Raw genomic sequence first — 19,074 nt, forward strand, 5'->3', positions numbered from 1 at the left:
ATAGCTCAGCTGGGAGAGCGCTTGCATGGCATGCAAGAGGTCAGCGGTTCGATCCCGCTTATCTCCACCAAGTGATTGAAAATATTGAGTTTTTTAGAAAAATATTTTTATATTATTTGAAATAATGGTATACTGCACATGTTGTGAAATTCTTAGGTCCCCATCGTCTAGAGGCCTAGGACACCTCCCTTTCACGGAGGCGACCGGGGTTCGAATCCCCGTGGGGACGCCAAAATCCACTCAGTGGTTGAATCTTTAAAACATCAATTGATTCATACATAAAAAACCTCAAGTGTTACGCACTCGAGGTTTTTTATTTTATGCCAACAAATCCGCACGCACCACCGTAAAAGCAGTGCTTACATTTCACCTGTAGACTTAATTGACCGGCCACATTGCATTGCGTGTTTCAACCGACGCCGCCAATCTGTTGGCATAGTCGGTTTAAAGGCGCTAATCTTAGCCGCGGATATTACTCTGTGCAGTGAACTGTGACAGTTCTACATAGGATTGCGGTTGCCAGCCGGAGGCGCGGTGTTCAGCGACTACATTGGTGAAAATACCGCCACGTACATAAAATTTAGCGGTCACACGCATGAATTTGGGATCAATGGCTGCAACCAGATCATCCAGAATCTGGTTGGTCACGGCTTCATGAAAGCAGCCTTCGTCACGGAATGACCACATATATAGCTTCAGGCTCTTTAATTCCACGCATAATTTGTTGGGGATGTAATCCAGGTAAATCACCGCAAAATCCGGCTGGCCGGTTTTTGGACACAGACAGGTGAACTCCGGAATCTCCATATGAATATGAAAATCACGGCTTGAATTTGGGTTTTCAAAGGTTTCCAGCGTTTTGGTGGGCTCAGCTGTTGGTTTGCCACCGAGTAATTGTTCGTTCATTGCGGGCTATGTTTCTTGGTAAAAGTGGGTATTATAACGCTTAAGCCACCATTCAAATTCTTATAAGCGGTTTTCTTACTTTGCGTCTCACTCATCTTAAACTAGCGGGGTTCAAGTCTTTTGTTGATCCGACTACCATTCATCTGCATGGCCAGCGTGTAGGCGTGGTCGGGCCGAATGGCTGTGGTAAATCCAATGTGATGGAATCCGTGCGCTGGGTGCTGGGTGAATCCTCCGCGCGCGAGATGCGCGCCGATGCCATGGATGCCGTGATCTTTAATGGCTCAGGCAATCGCAAGCCTATTTCGCGTGCCAGTGTCGAGCTGGTGTTCGATAACAGCCTGGGTGGGGCCAGTGGTGAGTGGAACCAGTATGCTGAAATATCCGTAAAACGGGTGATTGAGCGCGATAAAGGCTCTACTTACTACATTAATAATACTGCCGTGCGTCGGCGCGACGTGGCGGATTTGTTCCTGGGGACCGGCCTTGGTGGTCGCGCCTATGCGATTATTGGCCAAAATACGATTTCACGTATTGTGGAAGCGCGACCGGAAGAACTACGGGTTTTCCTCGAAGAAGCGGCAGGCATCAGCAAATATAAAGAGCGTAGGCGCGAAACGGAACTTCGTCTGCGCGATACCCGCGAAAACCTGGAGCGGGTTGAGGATATTTCTCGGGAGATGAACAAGCAGATCATCAAGCTGGAAGCGCAGGCGCTGGTTACACAGAGGTTCCAGACCTTGCAGGAAGCCCACAAGCTGGCAGAAGCCCAATGGTGGTGGTTGCGCAAGCGTGATGCGCTACTGGAACACGAGGCGGCATCACAAGCAGTGGAGCAGGCAGTAAACGCACTGGAAGCGCAAATGGCTAATCTGCGCACGAATGAACTGCAGCTTGAACAGTCGCGCCAGAAGCATCAGGAAGCCTCCAGCCAATTGCATACTGCGCAAGCTGCTTTTTATGAAGCGAATGCGCAAGTGTCCAACCTTGGCTTGCAGGTAAAGCAATCCGAAGAAGCCCGTGATCGACTATCACAAGAGCAGCAGCAGTTGCAGCGGCAAATGGAGCATAGAGCCCAACAGCAGCAGCAGTTACATATGCAGATCTCTGACAAAGCAGCTGCTTTGGCAAAAGCTGAAGAGGCAGTCGCGCTGCATACAGAGGGGTTGCAGGTCTTGCAGCAGGGATTGCCGGAACAATCGGCGCAATTACAGGCAGTACAGCAAACTGCCAACCAGGCGCAGCAGGCAGTACAGCAAAGCCGGCAGCAAATGCAGCTTGAACAGAATAATGTCAACTACATCCAGCGTAACCTTACAGAAGTTGGGCAGCGACTGCAGCAATTGCAGACTGAGCTGGCGCAGTGGGCATTACCTGACACGCAGGCCTTGGGAGCGCTTCAGCAACAACTGGTTGCGCAGCAATCTGACTTGCAGCAGGAAGAGCGGCAACTGGTACAGTCCCGTACCGAAGAGAACACCCAGCAGCAAGCGTTACAACAAGCACGTAGTGACTGGCAACAGGCGCAGCGCGCACTGCATCAGTTGGAAGCTGAGATACAGTCTCTGCAAAAGCTACAGCAAAGTATGAAACAGGATCAGCAACTAGGGCCCTGGCTGCAAAAAACCGGGCTGCACTCTTCGCCACGCTTATGGCAGGCGATTCAGATTGATTCCGCATGGCAACCGGCATTAGAAGCATTCCTGGGAAACAGATTAAATGCCTTGCTGCCGCAAAACTTGCCGGATTGGGCACAGTTGCCACATCCCCAGGCAGCCTTGGCGATAGCCAAAACTGCATCAGAAGCTCCAGATACATTACCCGCTCAATGGGAAGGCTTACCTAGTTTGTATAGCCTGCTGACACTCAAGCAGCCGGACGTTACTGCTGCATTACAGCATTGGCTTAAGGATGTATACATTCTCGAAGATGTGCAACAACTTGCGCGTTACCAATCCAAATTATCGGCTGGCGCGAGTTTACTGACTAAAACTGGTGATGTTTACCAGCAATACAGCGCAGTCTTCCATGGGCGCCAAAACCAACTGCAAGGTGTGCTTGAGCGGCAACAGCAATTAGACCATCTTCAATCCGGCTTGCGCGAAGCGCAGGATAAAGTCACGGTCACGCAGCAGCAGGCGCAGTTACTGGAAACTGGCCTACAGAATACACGGCAACAGCAACAGCAAAACCACCAGCGCATTAAGCAGCTGACTGCCAGCGTACACGAGATGCAGATGCAGGTTTCCCGCCTGCAACAGGCACATGATAATGCTTTACGCCGCCAGACCTCTCTACAACATGATATTACGCAGGCCGAAAATCGCCAGGCAGGCTTAAATACCGAAATTGCCCATGCGCAAGCCAGCATTGCCAGTCATCAATCGCAATTTGCAAGCCTGGAGGAAGCAGCGCGTGAATCGCACACGCAAAAGCAACAGGCTGAACAGGCGTATTACAATTTGCGCGATTCGGTACAACAGGCTGAAAAAGCCCATCAGTCACAATTGTTTGAGCAGACTTTGCTCAAAAATGCAGTCAATGACTTACAGCAGCGCTTAGTGAATAACGAGCAGGAAAACCAGAATTTGCAACACCGCCTGGTTGAGACAGAGCAGGCGCTGGCGATCAGCAATATGGAAACACTGAAGGCTAACCTGGCGCATGCCCTGACGCAGCAACACGACTGTGAACAGGCGCTGGCGAAGGCGAGAAACCGGCTTGCTGAACAAGAAGCTGCATTGCAAGTGCAAGAGCGTAACCGCATGCAGGTTGAGCAACAACTCCATCCTTTAAGAGATGCAGTTGAGCAGCGGCGCCTCAAACAGCAGGAATGCCGCCTGCAGGTAGAGCAATGCCAGTCGGCGTTGACCGAAACAGGGCTGGATGAAACGCATATCCAGCAAGGCTTGGATAAGGAAAGCAAAGCGCAGGAACTGGCGCATACTACCCAGAAATTACAGCAACAGATACAGCAATTGGGGCCGGTCAATATGGCAGCGATTGAAGAGCTATCTGTTGAAAAAGAACGTAAAGGCTACCTGGATAGCCAACTGAAAGATTTACTGACTGCCAGTGAAACATTGGAAGAAGCTATCCAGAAAATAGACCGTGAGACGCGCGGCAAGCTGCGTGCGACCTTTGAGGAAGCCAACCGCAACTTTGGCGAGTTATTCCAGACATTATTTAATGGCGGGCAGGCCAAGCTTGAGTTACTTCGCGATGAAATCCTGGATACTGGTGTGCAAGTGTTTGCGCAGCCGCCAGGAAAGAAAAACACCACTATTCAATTACTTTCAGGTGGCGAAAAAGCACTTACCGCGATAGCACTGGTTTTCGCTTTGTTCCGCCTGAATCCGGCGCCGTTTTGCTTAATGGATGAAGTGGATGCGCCACTGGATGACAGTAATACCGAACGTTTTTGTCAACTGGTTCGTGTCATGTCAGAAAAAACGCAATTTTTGTTCGTTTCCCACAACAAAATCACCATGGAAATGTCTCAACAACTCATAGGCGTGACTATGCAGGAATCCGGGGTGTCACGAGTGGTAGATGTGGATATAGATGAGGCGATACGCATGCATGCGGCGTAAGGCATGTTTTGTTGTATCATATCGCGGAGTTTTAAAGGATTGTAAGCATACATGTCTGATTTGTGGATGATTTTGGTATTGCTGGGGGTCAGCATTGTACTGGCAGTGGTAGTTTTTAACTGGTGGCAAGAGAAAAAGTATCGTAAAGATGTTGAATACCGTTTCGGCCACACACGCACAGACGTGTTGGATGGTAACCAGCTTAAAGATACCGCCAGGAAAACACAGGGTGGTGAAAAAAACGCTGAAGAAGTCGAAGGGTGGATGTCGGAACCACGTGTTCGCCCGTCAGTCAAGTTCGAGCCGGAATTTAATGTTGGTGATCACGCAAAAGCAAAACCAGCCTCAGCTTTGCCGCAGAAAGCGCCTGAGGCAAGCAAGCAGGGCATTGATGCACAGCCAGTACCACAGGTGGCTAATCCTTCAATTCCCAAAGCACCTGCTTTCACAGAGCCTGCTTATAAAGCCGAGCCCGCTCTTCATGAACGGCAATATCAGGCAGCGGATAATTTCTCTGAGCCAAAATCACCCTCACTGGAACAGCTGACCACGGACTACACCCCTGAATCTTACGATTCAGATGCGGATACTACCTATCAAGATGCGTCAGCACCTCAGGCAGTTTCAGCCACTGAACTCCCTGCGATGCTGCATACCGCTATGGACTGGGTTGGCGTGATAGATGCGCCATTAGGCGTCATGCTGGTCGAATTGGAAGACTTGCAAGCGGAAGTAAGGACATTTCCGCACCATGCCACTTTATGGGGACAGCAAGCTTCATCGGCAACATGGTTGGATGTATTGGCTATGGATGCAGCAGCCATGCAGAATCAAGTGCCGTTAAGCCAGGTGATTTGTAGTTTGCAGTTGGCAGACAGAGGCGGGCCGGTAGATCAGGACACATTGAAACGCTTCCAGAAATCAATGGAAACCCTGGCACGTGCATTGGGGCTCACCATACACTGGCAGGGTGGATATGAGCCATCTCAACAGGCACAGTTGATTGATGCTTTCTGCATTGAGGTCGATAAAGCAGTCGAATTTCACGTGCTGGCAAATCAGGGAATGTTTCACGCAACCAAACTGCGCGGCCTGGCAGAAGCCAGTGGCATGCAGCTTAGCGCAGAAGGGCGTTTTGAATTGTTTAACAATGATGGCGACCTCGAATTCTCTGTGCGCAATTATGAAGGCAAACCCTTCTCTGGCGAGATGCTGAAAACGGCGGTGATGACCGGAGTGACATTCCAATTGGATATTCCAACTACCGCTAACAGCTCGCAGGTATTTGATCGCATGGTCGATTTGGCGCGGACTATGGCTGGTAGCCTGAGTGCCAGTTTGATAGATGTCAATCGCAAACCTATCGGTGATGTGCAGCTGGACAAGATCCGCCAGCAACTGAACAACATCTCTAATGCCATGGCAATGCAGGGAATCATCCCCGGTAGCGCCCATGCCAAACGCCTGTTCTCCTGATCATGCCGGTCAATGATGCTGCGCTGGTATTGCAACAGCTGAAGCAGCGTATCGCTGAGTACGACTACCACTATTATGTGCTTGATGCACCACTGGTCGATGACAATGAATATGATGGTGTCTATCGTCAGTTGCTGCAGCTTGAACAACAATATCCAGAGCTGATTACTCCAGATTCTCCCAGCCAACGCGTAGGCGGATTGGCATCTGCAGCTTTTGAAAGCGTGCAGCACAGGCAGGCTATGCTTTCTCTCAACAATGCCTTTAGTGAGCAGGAACTGGAAGCCTTTGACCGTCGTGTACGTGAAGCAACGGATGAAACGCTGATCGAGTACGCGGTAGAGCCCAAATTCGATGGCCTGGCCATTACGCTAACTTATGAAAACGGTGTATTCGTTCAAGGTGCAACTCGCGGAGATGGTTACACCGGTGAAAATGTCACCCATAACCTGAAAACCATCCGCGCAATTCCCACCCGGCTAACATCAAATGAACCGCCAGCCTTACTAGAAGTGCGCGGTGAGGTGCTGATGTTGAAGAAGGACTTCGTAAAGCTGAATCAGCAACAGGCAGCCGCCGGTGCCAAATTGTTCGCTAATCCTCGTAATGCAGCTGCCGGCAGCCTGCGCCAGCTAGACTCCACTGTTACCGCTAAACGCCCGCTACACTTTTTTGCCTATGGCCTGGGCGCGAGTGTCGGCATTCCTGACCTGCATTCGCATGCAGAAGCCATGCAATACCTGGCTGAATTGCGTTTTCCGGTGACACCATTGCGTGGCGTTAAAGTGGGCGCTCAAGGCTTGCGTGATTACTATGCGGATATCGGTGCCAAACGTGAGAGCCTGCCTTTTGACATTGATGGCGTGGTTTACAAGGTCAATAGTTTTGACTTGCAAACCACATTGGGTTTTGTATCACGCGCGCCGCGTTGGGCAGTAGCGCATAAATTCGCGGCTGAAGAAGCGCTCACGATTGTTGAAGATATCACCGTGCAGGTGGGGCGCACGGGTGCCATAACGCCAGTAGCCAGGTTGAAGCCGGTATTTGTCGGTGGCGTCACCGTGACCAACGCCACCTTGCACAACGAAGATGAATTACGCCGTAAGGATATTCATATTGGCGATACCGTTATTGTGAGGCGGGCAGGGGATGTCATACCGGAAGTCGTCTCTGCCAAACCGGAGTTGCGTCCGGTCAATGCCAGATCATTTGTGATGCCTGTCGTCTGCCCTGAATGTGGCTCTCATGTGGTACGCCTGCAGGATGAAGCCATTGCGCGGTGTACCGGTGGATTGATTTGCCCGGCACAGCGTAAACAGGCAGTCACACATTTTGCTTCGCGCCGCGCCATGGATATTGAAGGCCTGGGTGAAAAACTGGTCGATCAATTGGTTGCGCGCAACCTGGTCAATCATTTGGATGATGTTTACCGCCTTGATTTAGCTATGCTCTCTGGCCTGGACCGGATGGCCGATAAGTCCGCGCAGAATGTACTTGCAGCCATCGAAAACAGCAAGAAAGCCACTTTGCCGCGCTTTATTTATGCGCTTGGTATCCGGAATGTTGGTGAAGCGACTGCAAAAGACCTGGCGCAGCATTATGGTGACCTCGATGCGCTGACGAATGCCGATATTGAAAGTTTAATGCAAGTGAACGATGTAGGCCCGGTGGTAGCAGAAGCGGTATACCAGTTTTTCCAAGAAGCCCACAATAAAGAGGTCATCACTGAAATGCGACGCCTCGGGGTGCATTGGGCGGATATTCCCAGAAAATCCCTATCGGCTGCATTTGCAGGAAAGACATTTGTACTGACCGGCACGTTGCCTACGCTCAAGCGTGATCAGGCGCAGGCAATGATTGAAGCTGAAGGCGGCAAGGTAAGTGGCAGTGTATCTGCCAAAACCAGTTATGTGGTGGCAGGTGCCGAGGCCGGCAGCAAGCTGGAAAAAGCGCAACAACTCAATATCACAATTCTTGATGAAGCCGCATTCCTGGAGATGCTGGCATCCACCAGTGCAAGTCGAGCCAAAGAAAATATGTCAAAAGAGGGTCTTTCTTCAGAAACAACTTCACCTAAACAAGCGGACTTATTGTGATGAACTCAAAAATTACTTTAATAATATTATTTAATCTATTGATTATTAATGATTCTTTTGCGCTAGATGCAGCATTGGAATCTTGTGATTCAGCACTGCAAAATCGCCAGTTTTCACAAGCGGTCAACATCGCTGAAAAGTATCCTGCGCAGGCCGGGTTCTGGTTGTGCAAAGGGCGCGCGCAATCCGCTTTAAATCAGGCAGCCGATGCAGAACAAAGTTTTAAAAAAGCCATTGGGCTCAAACCGCAAGGTCTGGACTTGATTTCAGCGTACATGCTGCTAGGGAATGTGCAGCAACAATCCAAAAATACTGCTGCTGCTTTAGAAAGCTACCAGCAGGCCCTGAAATTGAGCGAACAGCAAAATATGCGTCGTTATGTGCGTATCGCACATAATTTGATCGGCGAAGCTTTGTTTGAAAATGCACAATATACCGAGTCATTGCAAGCATTTCAGGCCGGTGAAAAACTCGCATTGAACGATGATGAGCGGGCTGATAGCTATGTACATGAAGCGCTTACCTTTCAACAACTGCAGCAACTTGACCAGGCAATTGAATATCAGCTCAAAGGTGTGATGATGTTACGCAAATCTGCGGAGCCTCAATATTACGCGGATGCAAGCCTGGTATTGGCCAGGTTGTTTATCGCCAAAAAAGACTTTGTCAGTGCGGACAAAACCTATCAGCGACTGATGGAATATACGCAAGAAAACGGCGGCAGCTTTTACGAAGCCAAAACTGCCATTGAGTGGGCTGAAGCCAAGCGCTTGCAAAATGACACGGCTGGTGCGGAGCGGTTGCTGGCGCAAGCAGAAAATATCAGTCACAAGATTCAGGACCCAGAATTAACTGCCATACTGGCCAAAGTACGCGCTGCAAATCCTTAGCAATTCTTCACATAATGATGAGAACTATTCGCGGTTATCGCCGGTCTCTCGGTAAGAGGCAAGCTGCTTGATGGCTGGACTCGTTTCTCAAGATTTACCCTAAAATAAGTGTGCACAAGCACAGTGACGCTGGGCTATCCGCGATATCAATACCTTGATTTTAATATGTAAAAATGAAGTTTATTTATAATTAACCGCAGTATTATTTATCGTGATATAGTTTATCGGGGCTGTCTGATTTTATATATAAAATAAATATTTACGAGAGGTTATACTATGGATACACGCTTTATACACAAGGCAGTACTTGCTACAGTCATGCTGGCCGGCGCTTTGCAGGCTAATGCTGATACTTTATACACCTTTAATACTAATCAACTGGCAGTCATAGATACGTTGAATCTTGGTACTGTTTCCTATATCAACATTAACGGCCTATCTGCAGGTGAAAGTTTGCTTGGCGTGGATATCAGGCCAACTGATGGATTGGTATATGGTGTGACTACGGCTAACAATCTTTATACGTTTAACACGACCACTGGCGCGGCTACCTTTCAAGCCAGTTTGACTGGCGCTTCATTAACTGGTCAATCCGTCGGCATCGACTTTAATCCTACAGCGGATTTTGGTAATAATTCTTCATTACGTGTAGTGACTGGTGCAGGCAATAATTATGCGGTTAATGCTGATACAGGCGTTGTGGGTAATACCGCAAACAACATTGGCAATGGTTACACCGCAGTTGCTTACACAAACTCCAATCCTGGCGTGAATCCAGGTATGGGTGATACCACAGACTTGTATTACATCAATACAGCCAATAACAGCCTGAATTTCCTGAACACCGGTTTTAATAGTCCAGGCACAAATGGTGGCATTCAAACAGTAGGTGCATTAGGCATTGACCCTTTATCTGCCAATGGTTTTGATATTTTAGGTAACGGTCAAGCGTATGCATTGTTTAACATGGATGACGGCACATTGAATTCCCAATTGTTTTCTATCAACCTGACAACGGGTGCAGCCACATACTTAACCACTTTGAACGGTACGTTTAATGGTGTAACAGGCTTGGCCGCTGTACCAGAGCCAGGTTCCTATGCCATGCTGCTGGCGGGGTTGGGTTTGATTGCAGGTGTTGCAGCAAGAAGATCCAAGCAACGCGTTTAATCATCTGAGTAACACCAAAGGGCTAAACGTCTCACGACTTTAGCCCTTTGTTTTAACGATATTTCCGTCAACTGGGCACGCTTTATTTTTAATGAAGTCTATCTGGGATTCTTTATTCATCTATCATGTCCAATCTGATTCACGCATAAACCATTTGAAACACCCTAGGAGCCAGTATGTTGTTGGACAATAATCGCCGTAACCCCAGTGACATACAACCTTCTGAAATCACACCGGTTGAGGTGTTTGAACAGCGACGCACACTACTGAAAGCTGCCAGCGCTATAACCACCAGCCTCTTGTTACCTGCTTATGCCAAAGCAGCGACTGCTACCCTGGATGCGAAAAAAACCGCCTATGGTAAAGACGAAAAGCTGACCAGCTACGAGGATGTCACCAGTTACAACAACTATTATGAATTTGGCACCGGCAAAGAAGACCCTGCACGCGAAGCCGTGTTATTTAAACCTACGCCGTGGACGATCAAGATAGAAGGAGCGGTCAAGCAGGCAAAAACACTCAGCATTGAACAGTTACTCGCACTGGCGCCCCTTGAAGAGCGCATTTACCGTATGCGCTGCGTTGAAGGATGGTCGATGGTGATTCCGTGGATAGGCTTGCCGCTAAAAGCACTGATTGATTGGGCGCAACCGACCGGTAATGCCAAATATATTGAGTTCATTTCATATAATGACCCGCGTCATATGCCTGGTGCACGACTCCCAGTGCTTGACTGGCCGTATGTGGAAGGCTTGCGTATGGACGAAGCGATGCAGCCGTTAACGCTACTGGCGGTGGGGTTATATGGCAAGGTTCTGCCAAACCAGAATGGTGCGCCGGTCCGCCTGGTGGTGCCCTGGAAGTATGGTTTTAAAGGGGCCAAAGCGATCACTACCATCCGCTTCGTTGAAAAGATGCCGACCACTACCTGGGTGAAAGCCGGACCCCGGGAGTATGGTTTTTATGCGAACGTTAATCCACAGGTGGATCATCCTCGCTGGACACAGTCTTCAGAAAAACGGATTGGCGCAGGTTTATTTGCCGGGCGGATCAAGACCAAAATGTTTAATGGTTATGATGAAGTAGGGCAGTTATATGCCGGAATGGATTTAAAAAAGAATTTTTAGGGTTTGCTCATTAAACTGCTGGTATTTTTAAACAGTCTTAAACCAATTCTTGATTTGGCATGAATCCCCTGACATCCTTGATCCCTAAAAGCCCTGTCTCCAAGATACGTGTGTTAAAAACCCTGATCTGGCTAGGCGCAAGCCTGCCACTATTACGCTTGGTTTTGCTGGGCATGACGGATGATTTAGGCGCCAATCCGGTTGAGTTTGTCGAGCGCTCTACTGGTACTTGGGCACTGGTGTTTTTGCTACTGTCGTTAAGCATCACCCCCCTCAGGCAGTGGACGCAGCAGGCTTGGTTGATCGCTGTGCGCCGTCTACTCGGGCTATGGATGTTTGCCTATGCCTGCTTGCATGTGCTGACTTACCTGTGGCTGGATTACAGTTTTGACTGGCCGGATATCGTTAAAGACATCATCAAACACCCCTATGTACTGGTTGGCGCGTCTGCTTTTCTATTGACTTTACCACTGGCAGCCACTTCCAATCAGCGTGCCATACGTGCACTCAAACAGCGCTGGAAAAGCTTGCACAAACTGGTGTATGTGATTGGTGTACTGGCTTTATTGCATTACTGGTGGCTGGTCAAAAAAGATGTCACCGAGCCTGTCATTTACAGCGTCGTATTTGCGGGATTGATATTCGCCCGCTGGTCTAAAGCTTCCAAATAAATCCGGACCATCTGGATTGTCTTAATTACTCACATCCTTCATCCGTTTACTTGTGTAAATCTTCTGTAAACAACCGTGCATCAGCGCTACACTCAGTTTTTACCGTAATTTAGGCCTTAGGTGACCAGCATCACAGACGATCGCATGTGTTCATCTAAGCAAAAATTATTTATATATTAAAGAGAGCAATCATTAACATTTGACTCTCACTAATGATTCTTTGGGGTGTGATTTGAACAACCGGCAAGCACATCATAGCTTCGATGTCGGCAGTGGCAATTTACACTGCGGTTATGAAGGTATGTAATGTCTACAGTAATTGTCGAGCCTAGTGTGTTTATTTCAGCTGGACAGGTCCTCGCCAGCACTTTTGAGGGATGGCGCTCCACAATAGATGCTAGCGGTTTTTGTCTGGCTGCAGAAATCGATCACAAGGGAAGATGCGACAGCTTATTATTGTTTAATCAGGCCGATATCACTTTGCCAGATCCTGCAGAGCAAATGATTGCCTCAGTGTGGGCATATTTGCCGGTTGCTACGCATGGGCTATTAAAAGGATTACTTTCCCAGCCTTTGCCAGGCACTCCCCATCGTACTTTGGAGCTTCCGTTACAAGATGCACATCAACGCTGGCTTGAGATAGTCACCCACGGTTTTTGCGATTGTGCAGGTGAGCAATGCTATTTGTTGCTGGTGCGTGAAATTACCCAGGAACGCCAGCTAGCACAGGAATTTCAGCATGGGAAATCGCGCGCAATCGCTTATGAGCGTTTCCAGTTTTCAATGCTGGAACTGGTGCTGAAAGAGCAGGATGCCACGCGCGTGCTGGAAACCATCGCCCGCGAGATTGAGGCCATGCATGCGGATATGTATTGCGCCATTGTACTCACGCAGAATTTTGGCAAACTGGTGCAGACCGTGATTGCGCCCACCTTACCCAAAGCCATGCTCGAAGCTTTATGCCAGCTGCAGCTTGAGACAGGCCAAGGACCACTGGCAACCTCGATTGCCCTCAAGCAACGGGTAATCGTGGAAGATGTCATGACACATCCTACCTGGATCAATCACCGCGATGCAGCCAAAGCTTCGGGCATACGTGCTGGCTGGGCTGAGCCTCTATTGACAGCAGAGGGCGACGTATTGGGTGCGTTTGCCATTTATTACCGCCAGCCACAAACGCCTTTGGCAAATGAGCAATCGATGATCGAGCAGGCAGCCAAGTTAGTCAGCATCGTAGTCGACAGGCATTTGTCGCAGGACACCATCGAGGCACTGGCTTACCTGGAACCGGTCACCGGCCTGCCTAATCGCCGAAAAGCCTATGAAATGCTGCAGCATGTGCAATCTCAAGCCGAGACCCCTCAGTACTGGGGATTGATCTATATTGACCTTGATCACTTTAAGTGGATAAACGAAGCACATGGGCATACCTTGGGTAGCCATCTGTTATTACAAGTGGCAGAGCGGTTGCAGAAAGTAGCATCGCCTCATTTTCTGGCGTGCATGGGTGGTGATGAATTCCTGATATTGCTATCAGGGTTATCCTGCGAGGGCGACAAAGCGCTGCAACAAGTGCGGGCTTTGCAGCGCAAACTGAAGAAAGTATTTGAGCGCGCATTTGAAGTTGCCAACCATAAGCTGCAAATCACTGCCAGCATGGGTTTAGCGAGCTTTAGCAGTGCGGACGCGTGTGAGACGGATTATGTGAAGGCAGTGGATATTGCCATGCACAGGGCCAAGCAGGCAGGGCGCAACACTGCTTGCGTCTACGAACCAGGTATGCAAACGCAAATAGCTACCCAGATTATGCTGGAAACGGAATTAAGACTGGCGATCAAGCAACAGCACCTCGCATTGCATTACCAGGTGCAGGTTGATCATACCGGTCGGCCATTTGGTGCCGAAGCCTTATTGCGCTGGCAGCATCCCGAGCGCGGCTTTATCTCACCTTTACAGTTTATCCCGGTGGCCGAATCGAGTGGGTTGATCGTTGATATTGGCATGTGGGTGCTGGACCAGGCCTGTGCCCAGATCGCACGATGGCAACAGGCCCGCAAAACCAGTGACCTCAGTTTATCGGTCAACATCAGTGCCCGGCAGTTCAGGCAAGCCAATTTTATTGCCATGGTCAAAAACTGCATACAGAAATACCAGATTAACCCGAATGTATTGCGTCTTGAACTCACTGAAAGCCTGTTGCTCGAAAATGTGGATGATGCCGTTAGCATCATGAGTGAGCTTAGTCGGCTGGGTATCCAGTTTTCGCTTGATGACTTTGGTACCGGCTATTCTTCGCTGCAATATCTCAAAAAATTACCTTTATACCAGCTCAAGATTGACCGCTCATTTGTCAATGATATCGTCACTGATAGTCATGACCGCACCATTGTGCGGACAATCATCGCGATGGCGCAAAGCATGTACCTCAGTGTGATTGCCGAAGGTGTGGAAACACCGGAGCAGATGGAGTTATTACTGAATAATGGTTGCCGCCGCTATCAAGGCTATTTGTTTGGCAAACCAATGCCGATTGCAGAGTTTGATGCCTGCATTGAGCAGGCATTGGTTTGATCCCAACAGCGTCGGCTTATGGGTTGGTTGACATGATAGCAGGGGCTTCGCTAACGGGAGCCTTGGTAGCTGCTTCATCGGCTTCAACACGCTCAACCGCTTTAGGTAGAATTTCAAGCTGGGTGGTGTTCGTATTATTCGCTGCCTGCTGCGCATTACTTTCAGCAGTGAGCACGCGGATGATGAGTCGGTTATTGACAGTCTGCGCCAGGTCATTCTCACTGCTGGAAGCAGGCTTGGTATCGGCGAGGCCAATCGCAGAAAGACGCTTGTTGATCACACCCCGTGAGCCCAGTATACCCGCCACCCGCGCGGCTTGAGTGGCTGTTATTTCCCAGCGTTTAGCCTCAGGGTTCGGGTCATCAGCAAAAGCATGGCGGTCAATGTGGCCTTCTACCTGTAGGGTGCGATACTCGTTTTTCAGTACTTCGCTTATCAGCTTGATCACATACGGGCCTTCGTCAGATAGCGTGGACTGGTCGGACTTGAACAATAATTTATTCTGGATGGCAATATCCACACCAAACTCACCTTGTTGTACTGTGATGGCTTTCTGCTCTATCCACATTGACAGCACGTTGGCCAATTGTTGGCCAATGGCACGCATCTTCTCCAGATCACGCTGTTTTTTCTCCTGATACAAATAGCTCAGTGGCAATGGTTTTTTTATTGCGCTCTGATTTTGTAACGAAGACGGGTTTTCAGTATCGAGCGATGGTGTTTGTCCAGGCTTACCCTGAAAAGCAGTCACTACCGAATTGGATAGGGTCTGGTATTTATTCAGGTTAATGGTGGAAGTGGCATACATCACCACAAAAAAAGCGAAGAGCAGGGTGATGAAATCCGCATAGGAAATGAGCCACCTGTCGTGGCTTTCATCATCGTCATCGTAGATCTTACGCCTGTACATCACGATTCCCTGAGGCGCAAATAGGCTTCCAGACGTTCGCTGACCAGTTTAGGGTTATCACCTCTGGCGATAGAAACCCAGGCATTCAGCAGCATTTCACGACGTGAGATTTCGTGCTGGATGTGTCCTTTCAACTTATTGGCAATCGGCAGGAACACCAGGTTGGCTAATGCAACACCGTAAATGGTCGCCACAAAAGCTACGGCAATACCGCTACCGATTTTGGCAGGGTCTGAAAGGTTCTCCATCACATGGATCAGCCCAAGAACCGCACCCAGGATACCCACGGTAGGCGCATAACCACCGGCAGCTGACCAGATTTTGGCAGCATCCCGCTCCTGTACTTCAAAGTAATACATATCAATCGCGCACACTTCACGGATACGGTCCGCCGGTGTGCCATCTACCAGCAACTGCAATCCTTTACGTACGAAAGGATCTTGCTCGCGCCTGATCTGGCTTTCCAGTGATAAAACGCTTTCTTTACGTGCCTGCAAACTCCATTGGTTAATCCGCTGGGCCAGCTTGTGACGGTCGTCCTCAGGATGCACGAATACCCAGCGCAACATGCGCAGGCCTTTGATAAATGATTTAAGTTCGGTCTGCAGTAATACTGCGCCGATGGTGCCTAACATCACCACCATGAATGCTGAAGGTTGCATCAGCGATTTAAGGTGCCCGCCTTCAAGGGTTTGACCCAGCACCAGGCCGGCGAGGGCAATCATCAGGCCTGCCAGGCTTCCCCAATCCATTAAGAAACCCCGGTCCAGGATTTGTCACGCATGGATGCACGCAGGCGGGCGACCGCCTGGCTATGCAGTTGGCAGACGCGTGATTCTGACACGTTCATAATGGCGCCTATTTCCTTCAGGTTCAGCTCCTGTTCGTAGTAAAGGCCCATCAGCATTTTTTCGCGATCGGGTAGATGATCGATTGAATCAATCAATGCCTCGCGGAAATCGCTTTCCAGCAGGGATTTGACCGGGTCATTGCTGTCATCATCCACAAAGCGGTCCAGGAAGTGTTCACCACCGCCATCGTCATCATGAAAATCTTCATAATAGATCAGCTGGTGACCCTGACAGTCGCTCAACACATCATAGTAGTCTTCAAGACTGAAGTTCATGTGCTTGGCGATTTCTGATTCGGTCGGCGGCCGTCCGAACTTTTGCTCAAGCTGTTGTACGGCGACTTCGATATCGCGCATGTTTTTGCGGATACCGCGCGGCAACCAGTCGGCGCCACGCAATTCATCCAGCATGGCGCCACGCACACGTTGGGAGGCATAGGTTTCAAACTGTGCACCATGCGTATCTTCATAACGCTGGATGGCATCCATCAGGCCTATCATCCCAGCCTGCACCAGGTCATCGACTTCCACGCAGGAAGGCAATTTCGATTTAAGCTGGTATGCCATTCTTTTGACCAGGCCGCTATGCTGCTTCAGCATCTGGTCCGTATTGTTGGTTTTGCCTTTAGCGGTATACATGTTATCCCTCTTTACTCTAGGCAGCCGCCAGTGATGACGTGTTCAAATGCTGATCCAGGCTTCTGGCAATGGCTCTGAATGCGATTGCAGCCTGCGTAGCAGTAGATGGCTCCCGGCCATGATGGTTCTTCAAATCAGTGGTTCGGGTATTTTCTGCCTTTTGCATCATTTTATTTTCAGGAATTGCGCCCAGAAAACTCAGGGAGATTCCCAGGAACTGCTGGCAGACCTGGTTCAGGCGCATAAAGTACTGCTGGCCTTGCTCATGACTGGAATCCGTCACCACTACGCTTAAAGGTAATTGACCATGCTGCTGGCAAAGTCGCTTGATCGTCATGTAAGCCGATTTAATGGCTGCTTCATTACGCCCCATCTGCAGCACTAATGTATGCTGGGCCATCAAGGGCAATAGCAAGGTTTGGTCAAGCGGGTCTAATAATGCTTCTATCATCACGGTGTCGTAGTCATACGCAAGTTGACTCACTATACCGTTAAGCTCTGTTTTTAAATCGCCTGATAAAGGCGAGGTTAATATGTTAGTTTCAGCCAGCGTTGCCAGATCGTAACCTTGCGGATGCTTGACCACAGCACGGCTGAGCATGCTTTGGCGCAGTGCCACCGCATGTAATGTGTATTTAGTCATAGGTCGCTGATTGGCCTGTACCAACAATAGACGCTGCCCGGGGCCGACCATGCTTGCGGCCAAATGACTCAGCCAGGTTTCAGCAGGCTGGCCATTCGCACCCATCACGCTGATAACGCGTGCTGATGAGCGGGCCATGATACGGCGCAATCCATCAGCCTGGTCATGGTAATTAAACATGCTGCTGCTCTCCTTGCGCCTGCATCATGCTTGAGATCACCAGTGGCAACTCTTCATCCAGGTATTGGTATGGCAGGCTGGCCTGGTGAGGCGTTAACACGCGTTCTACCAGTGCGTGTTTGTTTGCCACTTCAATATCTTCCGGTACACGTTGGCCGCTGGTCGTGTAGAACAGGCGCATACGCTCACGGATCAATACATCCAGCACATTACCAATCGCTGCCGCTTCATCCAGTTTGGTGACGATGCAACCAGCGATATCATGTTTTTTGTAGCTGCGCATAACATCAGTCAAGGTTTCACCCGTTGAAGTCGCATTCAGGCACAGTAATTTCTGGATCGGTGTCTCAGCACGGCTCAGCATGGATAACTGCTCAGTCACTGCCTGGTCACGCTGGCTGACACCTACGGTATCAATCAGGATCATATGTTTGCCTTTTAACTCGTTCAATGCGATTTTCAGGTCTTCTTCATCTTTCACCGCATGTACCATGACGCCCAGAATCTTGCCGTAGATACGTAATTGTTCGTAGCCGCCAATACGGTAGCTGTCGGTAGTGATGAGGCCCAGGTTCTGCGTGCCATGCTTCATTACATAACGGGCAGCCAGTTTGGCTGTGGTGGTTGTTTTACCAACGCCGGTCGGGCCAACCAAAGCATACACACCGCCTTTATCCAGTAATGCATCCTCGTCATCCAACGTGTGCAGGTTACGGCTGATGACTTCTTTAGCCCACATAGGGGCTTTGTGCACATCAATATGTTGCGGCATTTTTTCTGCAATCTGGCGTGACAGCGCTGCACTGAAGCTGGCAGAAAGCAGGGTGCTCAATACTTTTGACTTGGCCGGGCTGTGTTGCAAATGATGTTGCCAGGTCATGGCGCTCATCTGTGTTTCAAAGTTGCTGCGCATATGACGCATCTCCTGCATCATGGTCAGCATTTTTTCTTCCAGCGTTTGCGTAGCGACCTGATAGGCCTGCTCTTGCTGTTCGCTGTGCTGTTTGAACATATCCATGATCGCGTGATCGTTTAATGCAGCGTCTTCAGCCGCTGCTGGCGCCGGAGCAGGCGCGGCAGCAGGCTGAGGTGTCATCATGCGTACTGATTGTTCTTTGCGGGCAGATGGCGCCTTGCCGTTGACGAAGTCTAGCAGGCTGCGTGCATCACTATTTGACTCAGATGACTGCTTGCTACCGGAGTTTTCGATATCAGTCTCAAGCATCGCCATAATCTCGGTACCGCCATTGACGCTGCGGTTTGCCACGATAATAGCGTCTTCACCTAGTGCTTGCTTGACTTGAGCCAATGCTTCACGTGCATTCTTGCCAAAAAATCTTCTGATATTCATG

General features: G+C 49.6%; 14 protein-coding genes and 1 tRNA gene. 9 read left to right on the forward strand and 6 right to left on the reverse strand.

The window, feature by feature from the left end:
• Nucleotides 1–156: 156 nt before the first annotated feature.
• Nucleotides 157–232, forward strand: a tRNA-Glu gene (locus tag VK958_RS03090).
• Nucleotides 233–459: 227 nt separating this feature from the next.
• Here VK958_RS03090 and queF read toward each other — a convergent pair.
• Nucleotides 460–906, reverse strand: coding sequence for a preQ(1) synthase (gene queF, locus VK958_RS03095; RefSeq protein WP_325238952.1), 447 nt, complete (start codon nucleotides 904–906; stop codon nucleotides 460–462).
• An 80-nt stretch (nucleotides 907–986) separates the two neighbouring features.
• On the opposite strand from queF, the gene smc reads away from it, so the two are divergent.
• From smc to VK958_RS03135, 8 genes are all read left to right on the forward strand, one after another.
• Nucleotides 987–4,499, forward strand: a complete 3,513-nt coding sequence (gene smc / locus VK958_RS03100; protein WP_325238954.1) for a chromosome segregation protein SMC — start codon at nucleotides 987–989, stop codon at nucleotides 4,497–4,499.
• A 51-nt stretch (nucleotides 4,500–4,550) separates the two neighbouring features.
• Complete coding sequence (locus VK958_RS03105) at nucleotides 4,551–5,975, forward strand: cell division protein ZipA C-terminal FtsZ-binding domain-containing protein (protein ID WP_325238956.1); 1,425 nt, start codon at nucleotides 4,551–4,553, stop codon at nucleotides 5,973–5,975.
• 2 nt (nucleotides 5,976–5,977) lie between these two features.
• A complete protein-coding gene (gene ligA, locus VK958_RS03110; protein WP_325238958.1) occupies nucleotides 5,978–8,071 on the forward strand; it encodes an NAD-dependent DNA ligase LigA in 2,094 nt (697 codons plus the stop codon).
• A 74-nt stretch (nucleotides 8,072–8,145) separates the two neighbouring features.
• Complete coding sequence (locus VK958_RS03115) at nucleotides 8,146–8,961, forward strand: tetratricopeptide repeat protein (protein ID WP_325238960.1); 816 nt, start codon at nucleotides 8,146–8,148, stop codon at nucleotides 8,959–8,961.
• A 276-nt stretch (nucleotides 8,962–9,237) separates the two neighbouring features.
• A complete protein-coding gene (locus VK958_RS03120; RefSeq protein ID WP_325238961.1) occupies nucleotides 9,238–10,131 on the forward strand; it encodes a DUF4394 domain-containing protein in 894 nt (297 codons plus the stop codon).
• A 176-nt stretch (nucleotides 10,132–10,307) separates the two neighbouring features.
• Complete coding sequence (gene msrP, locus VK958_RS03125; RefSeq protein WP_325238963.1) at nucleotides 10,308–11,258, forward strand: protein-methionine-sulfoxide reductase catalytic subunit MsrP; 951 nt, start codon at nucleotides 10,308–10,310, stop codon at nucleotides 11,256–11,258.
• 59 nt (nucleotides 11,259–11,317) lie between these two features.
• A complete protein-coding gene (locus VK958_RS03130; RefSeq protein ID WP_325238965.1) occupies nucleotides 11,318–11,929 on the forward strand; it encodes a protein-methionine-sulfoxide reductase heme-binding subunit MsrQ in 612 nt (203 codons plus the stop codon).
• A 306-nt stretch (nucleotides 11,930–12,235) separates the two neighbouring features.
• On the forward strand, nucleotides 12,236–14,500 hold the full coding sequence (locus tag VK958_RS03135) for a putative bifunctional diguanylate cyclase/phosphodiesterase (RefSeq protein WP_325238966.1): 2,265 nt from the start codon (nucleotides 12,236–12,238) through the stop codon (nucleotides 14,498–14,500).
• A gap of 16 nt (nucleotides 14,501–14,516) precedes the next feature.
• Here VK958_RS03135 and VK958_RS03140 read toward each other — a convergent pair whose 3' ends face one another.
• Genes VK958_RS03140 through flhF form a run of 5 tightly spaced genes read right to left on the reverse strand, consistent with a single transcriptional unit; the run spans nucleotide 14,517 to nucleotide 19,073 of the window.
• Nucleotides 14,517–15,410: a flagellar motor protein MotB gene (locus tag VK958_RS03140; protein ID WP_325238968.1), complete on the reverse strand. Its 894-nt coding sequence runs from the start codon at nucleotides 15,408–15,410 to the stop codon at nucleotides 14,517–14,519.
• Nucleotides 15,410–16,162, reverse strand: coding sequence for a flagellar motor protein (locus VK958_RS03145; protein ID WP_325238970.1), 753 nt, complete (start codon nucleotides 16,160–16,162; stop codon nucleotides 15,410–15,412). Before VK958_RS03145 ends, VK958_RS03140 begins: the two co-directional genes overlap by 1 nt.
• On the reverse strand, nucleotides 16,162–16,899 hold the full coding sequence (locus VK958_RS03150; protein WP_325238971.1) for an RNA polymerase sigma factor FliA: 738 nt from the start codon (nucleotides 16,897–16,899) through the stop codon (nucleotides 16,162–16,164). The genes VK958_RS03145 and VK958_RS03150 overlap by 1 nt, the downstream gene beginning before the upstream one ends.
• Before the next feature lie 16 nt (nucleotides 16,900–16,915).
• Nucleotides 16,916–17,722 (reverse strand): MinD/ParA family ATP-binding protein, encoded by an 807-nt coding sequence (locus VK958_RS03155; RefSeq protein WP_325238973.1) that lies wholly within the window; start codon nucleotides 17,720–17,722, stop codon nucleotides 16,916–16,918.
• Entirely contained in the window at nucleotides 17,715–19,073 is a 1,359-nt protein-coding gene (gene flhF / locus VK958_RS03160; protein ID WP_325238974.1) for a flagellar biosynthesis GTPase FlhF, read from the reverse strand. The genes VK958_RS03155 and flhF overlap by 8 nt, the downstream gene beginning before the upstream one ends.
• Between the last annotated feature and the right edge of the window lies 1 nt (nucleotide 19,074).

Source organism: Methylophilus sp., assembly GCF_035460085.1.
GTDB lineage: Bacteria > Pseudomonadota > Gammaproteobacteria > Burkholderiales > Methylophilaceae > Methylophilus.